Below are 12045 nucleotides of genomic sequence, written 5' to 3'. Positions count from 1 at the left end.
AAGGCAATTTCATGATTCGCAGTTCCATCGCCCATCGCATGCTCGCCATTTCCGTGGCAGCCCTCTCCCTCTTCGTCGGCGGCGCCGCCATGGCCGAAAGCCAGTACGGCTCGGGCACCGGCACCATCACGGCGCAGGCCAATGTCAAGCTGAGCGTGGTCGTGCCCAAGCTCATCCTGCTGCGCGTGGGCGCAACCAACACCACGCAAGACACGGTGAGCTGGACGTCGGCCCTGAGCATCCCCGGTGTGGCGCCGACCACCCCCCTGGCCACGGCCGCCAACACCAACGTGGACTGGAGCGGCGCGGCGCCGACTGTGACCACCACCACCGCCGCCGGCGCGCTCACCGTGTACGCCTGGACCAACGCCGGCGCCGGCACCATCAACTGCGCAGTGGCCGCATGGAACGCCACCGGCGGCCCGACGAACGCCAACTTCACGGTGGCGACGACCGGCACGCTGCCGCACCCCGGCGCCAACCTCGGCGCCTGCGCCTCGACGCCGTTCGCCTCCAACACGGTGGCCACGGGCACCTGGACGTACGCTCTGGGCGGCACGCCGGCCAGCTGGCTCGCGAACACGTACACCACCACCATCACCTACACCGCACAGGGCATCTGATGCATTTCCGGGCAGCGCACGCCGACGGATCCGACCGCAAGGCACGGAGCCGGTGGCACGGCCTGCTCGCAGCCGTGGTGCTGGCGGCGGGTGCCGCCATGCCCGCGGGCGCGGTCATCACGACGGTGTCGGACACTGGCGGCGTCTACGCCATTTCGCTGCGGGTCGGCTCCCTGAGCGGCGTCGACACCGTGGCGTTCAGCGTTACGGGCAACAACGTGGCCCTGGCGCCCACGGCGGTGACGGGCTCGCAGCCCATCGACGTCTCGGTCACGCCGATCCGGCCCGCGAATTCGTCGGGCACCGCACGGCCGGTGACGCTCAAGGTCGATTCGCTGGCGGGCCTGTCGTGCCAATCGGGCGGCTGCGGCAGCACCGTCATTCCCTTCAGCCAGATCAGCTGGGTCGCCAGCAACAACGGCGCCGCCGCCACGGGCGACATCCAGAACGGCCGCTTCAACGACACCAACAACCAGCAGATCGCGAGCTTCAATGCCAACGCGACCTTCTGCTCGTTCCCGCTCATCATCTTCTGCCTGGGCTACACCTACCAGTCGAACGCGATGAGCGCGACGCGACTGCAATTCAGCTACGACAACGACGTCGTCTACCCGGCCGGCAACTACAAGGGCACCGTGCGCTTCACGGCGTCCATGGAGTGACGCGCGCATGCACGCCCTCGTTCCGAGAACCGCCGCATGCGCCGGCCTCCTGCTGTGCCTGGCGCTTCCGGCCAGCGCGCTGGTCGCGCGGCTGGACGACTCCACCTCGCCGCGCGCCCAGGTCAACACCGACTTTCGCAACGTGCAGCCCATCGACGGCACCAGCTTCAACCTGCCGTTCGGGCGCATCGAATACCGGCTCGCCACCGCGCCCTACATCGGCCGGCGCGCGCGCATCTTCTACGTGATTCCCGCGGGCATCCCGGGCCTGCGATCGCCTTCGGGCCTGCAGGTGCAGTGGCGCGGCAATGGCGCCTTCACGAGCGGCACCGCCCGCCCGGGCGAACGCGTGCCGGTCTGGAGCGGCACCGTCGCGACGCCGTGGATGAACGAGACCTTCGACCTGACACTGCGCATCGATCCGCGCGAACTTCGCCTGCCATCGGGCGCATCCCTGAGCTTCGAATCGATCTTCGAAATCGAGACCCTGCCATGAACAAATTTCTTCTTCACACCCGCACGCTGCCGCAATGGCTGCGCGCCTCCTCCTTCTTCCTGCTGCTGGCCTGTGCCGGCGCCGCGACGGCCGCGCCGTTCGAGATCGCCGTCTCCCCCTCGCGCTTCGAGGTGTCGGGCAAGAGCGGCGTGCGCCTGGGCCAGTCGCTGGACATCCACAACCTCGCGTCGGCCCCCACCGAGGTGTCGGTGCGCACCATCGACTGGAGCTACTCGGCCGACGGCAACATCACCTACCACGACGACCTGCAGCCCGGCAGTTGCCGGCCCTGGGTCGCGCTGGAGCGGCGCAGCGTGACGGTGCCGGCGCGCGGCAAGAAATCGTTCCGCTTCCAGGTCGATCCGCCGGCGGGTTCGCCGCGCGGCGAGTGCCGCTTCATGATCGCCATCGAGGGCACCGAGCCCGCGCAGCAGACCCTCATCCAGGGCGGCGGCGCGAGCCTGAGCCTGCCGGTGACCGGGCGCATCGCGGTGGCGGTGTACCTCATGCTCGACGGCGCCGAGCCCAAGCTGGAGATGAAGCAGATCGCGAGCAGCGTGGCCGGCGGCAAGCGCCGCACCGTCGTGACCGTGACCAACACCGGCGACGCGCACGGCCGCCTCGAAGGCAGCCTGGACGCGACCGACAGCAAGGGCCGCGCCTTCGAACTGGTGCCCGAGGGCACGCCGATCCTGCCGGGCCAGACCCGCACGCTCGCGCTGGTGCCCAAGGCCGAGAGCGGCCAGCCCGCGCCAGAGCCCGTTTACCCGGTGAAGACCAGCGGCGCGCTGGACTGGGACAAGGGCAGCTTCAAGGTGGACGCGGAGCTCAAGTGAGCCTTGTCGCGGACATGCGGCGTGCCCGAATCACCCGCACTGCGGTTCGCGGCATGGCGACGCTCGCCTGTGCGGCGGGCATTGCCGCGACGATGCCCGCCGCACAGGCCGACTCCAGCACATCGGCCACCAGCGCCAACGTTCCGCGCAGCACGCAGGCGAGCCTGGACTTCACGATCGGCATCCAGAAGTTCATCTTCTTTCGCATCGGCGACGGCAACTTCCCCAATCCCGGCGGCACGACCGGCACCGTCACCTTCACGCTCACGCCCTCGATTCCCGGCGTCCCCAACACGCCCGCCGCCGGCAACAACACCGCTGTGAACTGGAGCGGCGGCGCGCCGAGTTTCGCGGTGACGCCCAACGGCAACGTGCTGCCGGTGGAGGTGCGCAGCAACGCCGGGCAGGTCACCCTGCGCGCCACCGCGACGGCGCCGCTCGCCAGCGGCGCGAACACCATTCCCCTGTCGGAAATCACGATCGCCTCCAGCGACGCCAACCTGCCTGCGCCGGCGATCCCCAATACCAGCACCGGCAGCGCCGTGAACGTTGTCGGCACCAGCTTCAACAACCTGGTGACGCAGCGCAACGCGAACTGGACCTTCTCGTACCTGAACTCGGCCAGCCGCGTTGCCGGCACCTACAACGGCACGGTGACGTTCACGGCCAGCACGCCCTGACCTGCCGGCACGCCATGCGGCGGTGCCTGCAGGTGTGGGACGAACGGGTCCGAGCCCCGCTGCCCCTTATCGCGGCTGCGATTCGACCTCTCGCGTCCACCGATCGATCAGCCGCTTGCGCTCGGACGCCTGCCCGTACTTCTGGAAGTCGTACTTGATCAGCTTCACATCCGCCATCGACGGAATGCGTGCATCGGGCTTGAAGGTCTTGTTGGCCGGCGACTGCAGGCTGCCCACGGTGCCGCCGATGGCCTGGCCCTTCGGGCTCATGAGCCAGTCGTAGTAGCGCTTGGCGTTCTCCTTGTTGCGCGCGCCTTTCACGAGCGCGATGCCGCCGATTTCGTAACCCGTGCCTTCGCACGGCGCGGCGGTCTTCACAGGAAATTTGTCATACCGCCAGCGCTCGAAGCCGAAGATGAAGCTCACGCCGATCGCCACTTCGCCCTTGGCCACGTTGGGCGCCTGCGCCTGGCCGCTGCGGGTGTAGCTGGTCACGTTCCTGTGCAGCTGCTTCAGGTAGTCGAAGGCCGCGTCCTCGCCCATCTGCTGCACGAGGCCCGCGATGATGGTGTAGGCCGTGCCGCTCGAGGCAGGGTGCGAGATCTCGATCTCTCCCTTGTATTCGGGCTTGACCAGGTCGGCCCAACACTTGGGTTCATGCAGCTTCTTTTTCCTGAGCACGTCGGTGTTGAAGCCGAAGCCGATCGCGCTGGTATAGAAGCCGCCCACCATGTTCTGCGACAGCGCGTACTGCCGCACCGCCCAGTCGTGCAGGTCGTTGATGTAGGCGGGCCGATAGGGCTCGAGCAGCCCCTGTTCGGCCGCCTGCAGGAACGGGTCGCCGGTGCCGCCCCACCAGATGTCGGTCTTGGGGTTCGCGGCTTCGGCGCGCAGCTGCGCACCGATTTCGCCGGTGCCCTTGTGCGCCTGCTGCACCTTGATGCCGGTCTCGCGCGTGAAGGCTGTTGCAGCGGCTTCGCACCAGCCGGCGTCGGTACTGCACAGCGCGTTGACCGTGCCCTGCGCGGCCGCGTTCTGCGACGGCAGGAAGAAAGCCGCGAAGCCGGCGAAGGCCATGGCGACCGCGATGTTCCGGATGGCTGGGGTGCGCATGTGCTTCTCCTCGGATCGGTGGGGGGTTCGAAGGCGCAGGATAGCGCCCGGCTTGCAGATCACGGCACGATCAGCAGCGGCGGCAGGTGCTCGGCCAGCCAGTCGATCACCACGCGCGTCTTGAACGGCAGGTAGCGGCTGCGCGAGCGGATCACGTTCAGCTCGAAGCCGAAGGGCTTTGGCTCCTCGAACACGCGCACCAGCGCGCCGGCAGCCAGCGCATCCGCCGCGAGCCACGCGGGCAGGCGCGCCAGGCCCATGCCGCCGATGGCTGCTTCGAGCAGCACCTCGGCGCTGTCGCAGCGCAGGCGCGAAGGAAGCGTCACGTCGACGAGCCGGCCGTCGGCACCGTGGAAGTGCCAGGTCGAGACCTGTCCGTCGCGCGCATAGAGCACGGCTTCATGCGGTGTCTGCGGCGCGGTGAGTGCCTCGATGCCGCGCGGATGCCCGCGCTCGGCCAGGTACGCGGGCGCGGCGCACAGCACCATCCACTGCACGCCAACCGGCCGCGCGACGAGTTCCGACGTGTCGGCAAGCTCTCCGCTGCGGATCGCGAGATCGAGGCCCTCTTCGACCAGGTCCACACGCCGGTCGCTGAACGCGAGTTCGAGCGACAGCGCCGGATGGCGACGCGCCAGCGCCAGCAGCAGCGGCCCGACCTTGAGCCGACCGAGCATGGCCGGCATGCTGACGCGCACGAGGCCGGCTGCCGTGCTGCGCGCCGTGTCGGTCACGGCTTCGGCCGCGTCGAGTTCGGCCAGCGCGCGGCGGCAGCGCTCGTAATAACCGTGGCCTTCCTCGGTGAGGCTCTGGCTGCGCGTGGTGCGAAGGAACAGCCGCGTGTTCAGCCGCGCCTCGAGCCGCGCGATGCTCTTGGCAACCGCAGAACGGGTGACGTGCAGCCGCTGCGCCGCGAGGGCGAAGCTGCCCGCTTCCACTGCCGCGACGAACTCCTCGATGCCTTGCAGGCGTCGGCTCATTGGATACTTTCAGGCGTCATATTGAAGAAAATTATCCACCACCGGATAGTTTTCATCATCAATAGCATCAAGGCTTCGCTGTTTTTCGTGGAGCTTTTTCGATGCAAGAACCTCAGACGCTGCGCCGCTGGCAGCTTCCCCAATTCGGCCGTGCCCATCTCGAACAGGTCGAAGCGCCGCTGCCCGTACCGGGCGCGGGCCAGATCCTCGTGCGGGTCGGCGCCGTGTCGCTCAACTACCGCGACCTCCTGATGATTCGCGACGGCATGGGCATGAAGCTCGCGCTGCCCTTCACGCCCGGCTCCGACATGGCAGGCACGGTGGTGGCCGCGGGCGCTGGCGTGACGCGCTTCGCCGTGGGCGATCGCGTCGTCAACACCTTCTGGGGCGGGTGGATCGACAGCCACTGGCACACCGACGCCGTGCTCGCCGGCGGGCCAGGGCCGGGCATGCTCGCATCGCATGTGCTGATCGACGCCGCGTGGGCAGTGGCCGCGCCCGCCACGCTGAACCTGGCCGAAGCCAGCACGCTGCCTTGCGCGGGTCTCACCGCATGGTTCGCGCTCGCCGAAACCGGCGCGTTGCGCGCGGGCGAGACCGTGCTGATCCACGGCACCGGCGGCGTCGCGCTGTTCGGTCTGCAGCTCGCGCGGCTGCATGGCGCGCGAGCCATCGTGGTGACGGGGAGCGAGGACAAGCGCGAACAAACGCTCGCGCTCGGCGCGTCGCACGTGCTGATGCGCGACAGCGACTGGCCGACCGAGGTGCGCAGGCTCACGAACGGACGCGGCGCGGACCATGTGCTCGAACTGTCGAGCGGCCCGAACCTCGATCGCTCGCTGCAGGCCGCAAAGCAGGGCGGGCGCGTGTCGATCATCGGCATGCTCGGCGGCGAGACCTTGAGCGCATCGTTCTATGCAATGGTGCTTGGCCGCGCGACGGTGCAAGGCATCGGCGTCGGACACCGTCGCGCGCTCGAAGATTTGGTACGCGCCATCGACGTCAACGCGCTCAAGCCCGTGATTGCGGCGCAGTACGAATTCGATGCGCTGCCCGCCGCACTCGATCACCTGGAACGCGGCGCATTCGGGAAGATCGTCATCACGCTTTGAGGTATTGAGGCCTTCCGTTCACATGCAACGCAGTTGCGGCAGCGCACAAAACTTGCGCGATCCGTGAAGAGATTCCGTTCGCTGCAACAAGGTGCTCGACGCCCCTGATTTCTCGACTCAGAATGCGCCCGCGCTCGGCCCTGGACCGGCGCATTTTCTCAACTTCAGGATGGAGCGTTATGGAACACAGTACCTACAAAAAGTGGTCGGCCGAATTCATTGGTACTTTCTGGCTCACGCTCGGAGGCTGCGGAAGCGCGGTCCTGGCGGCGGCCTTTCCGGGTGTGGGCATCGGCCTGCTCGGGGTCTCGCTGGCCTTCGGTCTCACGGTGGTGACAGGGGCCTATGCGCTGGGGCCGATTTCGGGTGGCCACTTCAATCCGGCGGTGTCGATCGGCCTCGCAGCCGCGGGCCGATTCAAGGCATCGCAACTCGCGGGCTACATCGTGTCGCAGGTGCTCGGCGCGATTGCGGCGGCCGGCATTCTCTATCTCATCGCCACGGGCAAACCGGGTGCCGACATCGGCGGCTTCGCCACCAACGGCTATGGCGAGCACTCGCCCGGCAAGTACGGCCTGTATGCCGCAGCGCTCTGCGAAGTGGTGATGACGGCCGTGTTCCTGATCGTGATCCTCGGCTCGACGGCCAAGCGCGCAGCCGGCGGCTTCGCGGGCATGGCCATTGGCCTCTGCCTCACGTTGATCCACCTGATCTCGATCCCGGTGACCAACACCTCGGTGAACCCGGCGCGCAGCACGGGCCCGGCCCTCTTCGGGCCGTCCTATGCGGTGTCGGAACTGTGGCTCTTCTGGGTCGCGCCCATCGTGGGCGCGATCATCGGCGCGGTGATCTACCGCACCTTGCTCAGCAACGGCAACGACGACTGAGGTTCGTCGTCTCTGTCGTCGCCCGCAATCAGCTGCCGCTGCCCGACTTCACCAGCGGCAGCGAGGTCGACTGGCCGATCGATTCGGTGCCGGTGGGGTGCGAGGCGGCGAAGGCGCCGGCCTGCACTTCGGTGTCCGAGACCTTCGACAGCATTGCGGGCGCGCTGGTTGACTGGCCGACGGACTCGGTGCCGCTCGGACGCGCTGCGGCCATCGCACCGGCCTGAACTTCGGGGTTTTCGGCCGAGTTCATCTGCAGCGGATGGAAGTCGGAGCCATCGGTCGTTTCGGCCGATGCATTCACGGTGCCCAGCGCTGCGAGCGCAGCGAAGGAACCAATGGCGAGAAGCTTGAGGGAAGTGCGCATGGTGTGTGCTCCTTGAGGGCAGGTTGTCTCCGGTCTCGTGCCATCGCGCGAACTGCGCTTGGCAGGACCTGAACGCACTCTAGGCAGCCCGACTGAGATGAGCGTGAGCGAAGAGTTAGCTGCGGCTTAGCGGGGCAAAGGCGGCAGATGCACGCGCGCCATGAGCCCCGGGCCGTCGTCCCGGTTGCGCAATTCGATGCGCATGCCATTGCGCTCGGCGGCGGTTCGCGCAATCGCCAATCCGAGCCCGCTGCCGCCGGCGGCCGCGCCCGGCACGCGAAAGAAACGGTCGAACACGCGCCCCATGGCGCTCTCCGGAATGCCCGGCCCGTTGTCCAGCACATCGACCACCGCATGGCCCTCTGCCTCGTGCAGCCGCACATCGACCACGCCACCCTCGGGCGCATAGCGCAGCGCGTTGTCGATCAGGTTGTCGAACACGCTGCGCAACTCGGGCGCTGGCGCGGACACCACCGGCGTGATGCTGCCTTCGAAGCCCACGTCCACGCGCCGCGCATCGGCCAGCACCATCAACTGGCTCACGCTTTCGCGCAGCAGCACCTCGATGTCGATGGCCTCGCGCACCATGGCGCGCTGCGGCGCGTCCTGCCGCGAGAGGCTCAGCAGTTGCTCGATGAGGTGCTGCGCGCGCGTGACGCCCGCTTCGAGCTGGTTGAAGCGGTCGGTGGCTTCGCCGGCCGGCACGTGCGCGCGCAGGTTCTCGATCTGCAGCCCGATGGCGGCCATGGGCGTGCGCAGTTCGTGCGCCGCGTCCTGCACGAAGCGCCGCTGCGTGGCGAAGGCGCTGCGCACGCGCGACAACAGGTTGTTGAAGGCGGTCACCAGCGGTGCGATTTCGTCCGGCACGCGCGCAAGCGACAGCTCGGTGGGGCTGCGCTCGTCCTGCGAAGCCACGTCGCGTGCCACCGCGCGCAGTGAGCGCGAGGCCGCCGACACGATGAGCCAGAGGATCAGCAGCGTCAGTGGCAGCAACACCGCGATCGGCAGGCCTTCGAGCAGCGCGCGCTTCAGCACGCGGCGCTTCCGGTAGTCCTCGTTCTGCAACACCTGCACGCGCGGCTGGTCGGCGCGGGTGCCGGGCTCGACGGTGTAGGCACGCCAGTTCGCGCGCGATCGCGTGCCGGCATCCACGTCGCTGAAACCGGACTGGGGCTGCAGCGCCACCGGCAGCAAAGGCCACGACGTTGCGCGCAACGTGCCGTCGGTATTCCAGATCTGAACGACGATGGCGCCGTGCTCGAAGATGTCGTCGGCATCGAGCGGCCGCGGCGTCTTCTGCGAATCGCCGCCCCCGTAGGACTCGGCCACCAGCCGCATCTGGTCGTCCAGCGCGTTGTGGACCAGGTGACCGTAGGCGATGAAGGTGAACCAGCCCGTGAGCACCGCCGCCGCGAGATGCAGCGTGATGAGCCAGAGCAGCAACTGCGTGCGCACCGAGCTCGGACGCCGCAAGGCCTTGCGCACGATCGGCTCGGCGGACGAAGCCGGTGCCGCCGTGGTGTTCATGCCGCCACGCGCCAGCCCAGTCCGCGCACGTTGCGAATCGACTCGGCGCCGAGCTTGCGGCGCATGCCGTGGATCAGCACGTCGATCGCGTTGCTCGTCACCTCTTCGCCCCAGCCGTAGATGCGGTTTTCAAGTTGCTCGCGAGAGAGGATTGCACCTGGCCGCTCCAGCAGCGCATGCAGCAACGCGAACTCGCGCGCCGTCAGCGCCTCGCGCGCGCCATTCACCAGCACCTCGCGCGTCGTCAGGTCCAGCTGCAGGACACCGCTGCCCACCAGCGAATGCGCCGCGCCGTCGCGGCGGCGCACGATGGCCCGCATGCGCGCGAGCAGTTCGCGGAACTCGAAGGGCTTGAGCAGGTAATCGTCCGCGCCGAGGTCCAGGCTGTTGATGCGATCGTCGAGGCCGTCGCGCGCGGTGAGCACCAGCACCGGTGTCGCGTCGCCGCGTTCGCGCGCGCGCCGCAGCACGTCGGTGCCGTCCTGCCTGGGCAGGCCCAGGTCGAGCAGCACGCAGGTGTAGCCGCCGTCGCCCAAGGCGCTCTGCGCGAGCTCGCCGTCGCGCACCCAGTCGGCGGACCAGCCCGCGCCCTCGAGCGCCTGTTTCAGGCTGCGCCCGATCATTTCGTCGTCTTCCACCAAAAGCACGCGCATTGCAGCGACTCCTTGGGCCGCAAGGTAGCACGCGATCGGGATGATCGATAGTGCCTTGCGCCGCGGCGCAGCGTAGGGGCGAAGTCTTAGGCGGCGCTTAGGCGCCGTGCGGGCGCAAGGGTCACAGCACGCGAACGTCGTGCTGCTGGCCTTCGCCTTCGCGCTCGCCGTCCGCGGCAAAGGCCAGCAGGCGCATCGCCTCTTCCTGCACGCCGAGCCGGTCGGCCTTTGACCAACGCGTGAAAGGCTCCAGCACCGCAGTGGCTGTGTTCTTCGCCCGCTCGATCTTCCAGGTGCCCGCCACGAAGCCGTCGAGCAGCACCGTGCCGCGCACGATGCCGTTGACGGTGAACACGCGGGCACGGTGGGCCTCGCTCAGCACGCGGCTGCGGTCGGCGTGGGAGAGCAGCAGGTTGTCCCATTCGGCCACGAGGCGCGGCGGCGCGGGCGTGCCAGGGTCGGGACGCGGCGCGCGTGGCAGGTCGAACAGCTCCTGGCCCTGTTCGCCGATGAACACGCGCAGCTGCGGCCGCAGGCGCTCGGCCACCGCCTTCCAGCCGGTGAGGCCCGACCACGCGCCGGCATCGGCGAGCGTGGCGGGGCCGAAGGCGGCCAGGTAGCGCAGCAGCAGGTCGTCCTGTGTGGCGAGGGCGGCATCGGCGGTGGATTCGCCGAGCCACTGCCCGATGGGCTGCAGCCGTGCGTTCTGGTGCGAGTTCCAGCTGCCCGCGGGCGGCAGATGCACCAGCGGCACGTTGTTGCGGATGAGCGCCGCGAGCGAGGCGGGCGCCCGGTCTTTCCAGTGCGCCGCGAGCCCTTGCCCGAGTTCGGTGCCGGTGAGCGGGCCTTCGTCGAGCAATGCTTTGCCGGCCTTCACCACGGCGGCGCGGTCGATGCCTTCGAGCGCCCGCGAATGTTCGCCCGACAGTCCCCGCTGATGCACGGCATCGAGCAACGGACGCCATGCCAGCGCATCCGATGCGGTCATCAGGTGCAACGTCGCGCGCAACGTCGACATGCGCACGATGCGGCGCTTCTTCAGCGCGTCGGTCAGTTGCTCGCGGCGAAAGCCTTCGAGCCGGCTCCACAGGCCGATGTACGGCGGGTTCGGCGCCTGCGCCTGCAGCCCCGCCAGCTTCTCGATGGCCTGCACGACCGTCGCCTTGCGCCGCTCCAGCAGCATCTGCCGCGCCAGCGTGGCCCGGTTCAGTGCGCGCTGGCTCAGCACCGCGAGCATGGTGTGCGAATGCTCAGAACTTCTCGTGCGGCCCGAGGTAGCGCCACTGGCCCACCGGCAGGTTGCCGAGCATCACCTTGCCGATGCGCACGCGCTTGAGGCCGACCACCTTCAGGCCCACCAGCTCGCACATGCGGCGGATCTGGCGCTTCTTGCCCTCGGTGAGCACGAAGCGCAATTGCTCGGGGTTTTGCCATTCGACCCGCGCCGGCTTGAGCTGCTGGCCGTCGAGGCTCAGGCCATGCCGCAGCCTCGCGAGCATTGCCGGCGGAAAGACCGCCTGCACGTTCTGCGTGACGGGATCGTCGTCGTCCATGCGGATGAGCTGCCCCGTGGGCGCGGACTGGCCCGGGCCGTAATAGGCCACGCGCACCAGGTATTCCTTTTCCATCACCGAGTCTTCGCCGATCAACTGGCGTGCGATGCGGCCGTCCTGCGTCATCACAAGAAGGCCGATGGAATCGATGTCGAGACGCCCGCAGGGCGCGAGGCCGCGCAGTTGCTGCGGGCTGAAGAAGAAGCGCGCGTTGTCTTCGGCCCAGCGGTTCTGCGGCGTGAAGAGGGTGACCGCCGGCTCGTGCCCGTCTTCTGCCTGCCCGCTCACATAGCCGATCGGCTTGTTGATGAGGATGGTGACCTGGTTCGCCTGCTGGCCCTTGGCGGCCTTGTCGATCTCGATGCGGTCCGATGGCGTGACCTTCACGCCCATCTCGGCCGGCTTGCCGTTCACCTTCACCCAGCCATTGGCGATCCACTCGTCGGCCTCGCGGCGCGAGCACATCTTGAGTTCGGCCATGCGCTTGTTCAGGCGCACGGGCGCATTGGGGGAGGTGGAGGGCTCGGTCATCGAAAGGCTTGATTCATGGGCGGCA

Annotated in this window: 14 protein-coding genes; 7 read left to right on the top strand and 7 right to left on the bottom strand. The window is 68.4% G+C overall.

Going from position 1 to position 12045, the window contains the following annotated elements; genetic code table 11:
- Positions 1-11: 11 nt before the first annotated feature.
- From QF040_RS26735 to QF040_RS26715, 5 genes are read left to right on the top strand one after another with little or no spacing between them, the layout of a single operon-like run.
- On the top strand, positions 12-623 hold the full coding sequence (locus tag QF040_RS26735; protein ID WP_429613514.1) for a hypothetical protein: 612 nt from the start codon (positions 12-14) through the stop codon (positions 621-623).
- Complete coding sequence (locus QF040_RS26730; protein ID WP_429613513.1) at positions 623-1285, top strand: hypothetical protein; 663 nt, start codon at positions 623-625, stop codon at positions 1283-1285. The genes QF040_RS26735 and QF040_RS26730 overlap by 1 nt, the downstream gene beginning before the upstream one ends.
- Before the next feature lie 7 nt (positions 1286-1292).
- Complete coding sequence (locus QF040_RS26725; protein WP_429613512.1) at positions 1293-1781, top strand: hypothetical protein; 489 nt, start codon at positions 1293-1295, stop codon at positions 1779-1781.
- Positions 1778-2617 carry a hypothetical protein gene (locus QF040_RS26720; protein ID WP_429613511.1) on the top strand — a complete coding sequence of 280 codons (840 nt, stop codon included), beginning with the start codon at positions 1778-1780 and terminating at the stop codon, positions 2615-2617. The genes QF040_RS26725 and QF040_RS26720 overlap by 4 nt, the downstream gene beginning before the upstream one ends.
- A 53-nt stretch (positions 2618-2670) precedes the next feature.
- Positions 2671-3297: a hypothetical protein gene (locus QF040_RS26715; RefSeq protein ID WP_429613510.1), complete on the top strand. Its 627-nt coding sequence runs from the start codon at positions 2671-2673 to the stop codon at positions 3295-3297.
- Positions 3298-3363: 66 nt separating this feature from the next.
- Here QF040_RS26715 and QF040_RS26710 read toward each other — a convergent pair whose 3' ends face one another.
- Positions 3364-4410, bottom strand: coding sequence for an ABC transporter substrate-binding protein (locus tag QF040_RS26710; protein ID WP_429613509.1), 1047 nt, complete (start codon positions 4408-4410; stop codon positions 3364-3366).
- Positions 4411-4469: 59 nt separating this feature from the next.
- Complete coding sequence (locus QF040_RS26705; RefSeq protein ID WP_429613508.1) at positions 4470-5390, bottom strand: LysR substrate-binding domain-containing protein; 921 nt, start codon at positions 5388-5390, stop codon at positions 4470-4472.
- Between the two features lie 101 nt (positions 5391-5491).
- Between QF040_RS26705 and QF040_RS26700 the strand changes: the two genes are divergently transcribed.
- Both QF040_RS26700 and aqpZ read left to right on the top strand, forming a co-directional pair.
- A complete protein-coding gene (locus tag QF040_RS26700) occupies positions 5492-6502 on the top strand; it encodes a zinc-dependent alcohol dehydrogenase family protein (RefSeq protein WP_429613507.1) in 1011 nt (336 codons plus the stop codon).
- A 179-nt stretch (positions 6503-6681) separates the two neighbouring features.
- Positions 6682-7389 carry an aquaporin Z gene (gene aqpZ / locus QF040_RS26695; protein ID WP_429613506.1) on the top strand — a complete coding sequence of 236 codons (708 nt, stop codon included), beginning with the start codon at positions 6682-6684 and terminating at the stop codon, positions 7387-7389.
- A 28-nt stretch (positions 7390-7417) separates the two neighbouring features.
- Here the strand turns inward: aqpZ and QF040_RS26690 are convergent, their stop codons facing one another.
- The 5 genes from QF040_RS26690 to QF040_RS26670 all read right to left on the bottom strand — a co-directional run bounded on the left by QF040_RS26690 (position 7418) and on the right by QF040_RS26670 (position 12020).
- Complete coding sequence (locus tag QF040_RS26690) at positions 7418-7756, bottom strand: hypothetical protein (protein WP_429613505.1); 339 nt, start codon at positions 7754-7756, stop codon at positions 7418-7420.
- A gap of 126 nt (positions 7757-7882) precedes the next feature.
- Entirely contained in the window at positions 7883-9283 is a 1401-nt protein-coding gene (locus tag QF040_RS26685) for a sensor histidine kinase (protein ID WP_429613504.1), read from the bottom strand.
- On the bottom strand, positions 9280-9936 hold the full coding sequence (locus tag QF040_RS26680) for a response regulator (protein WP_429613503.1): 657 nt from the start codon (positions 9934-9936) through the stop codon (positions 9280-9282). The genes QF040_RS26685 and QF040_RS26680 overlap by 4 nt, the downstream gene beginning before the upstream one ends.
- A 121-nt stretch (positions 9937-10057) precedes the next feature.
- Positions 10058-11173, bottom strand: coding sequence for a winged helix DNA-binding domain-containing protein (locus QF040_RS26675; protein ID WP_429613502.1), 1116 nt, complete (start codon positions 11171-11173; stop codon positions 10058-10060).
- A gap of 13 nt (positions 11174-11186) precedes the next feature.
- Positions 11187-12020, bottom strand: a complete 834-nt coding sequence (locus QF040_RS26670) for a pseudouridine synthase (protein WP_307646491.1) — start codon at positions 12018-12020, stop codon at positions 11187-11189.
- Between the last annotated feature and the right edge of the window lie 25 nt (positions 12021-12045).

The sequence above is a fragment of the Variovorax sp. W2I14 genome (assembly GCF_050435205.1).
In the GTDB taxonomy this organism is placed as follows: domain Bacteria; phylum Pseudomonadota; class Gammaproteobacteria; order Burkholderiales; family Burkholderiaceae_C; genus Variovorax; species Variovorax paradoxus_C.
The sequence above is the reverse complement of the archived record's forward strand: the minus strand, read 5'-3'. Positions and strand labels throughout refer to the sequence as shown.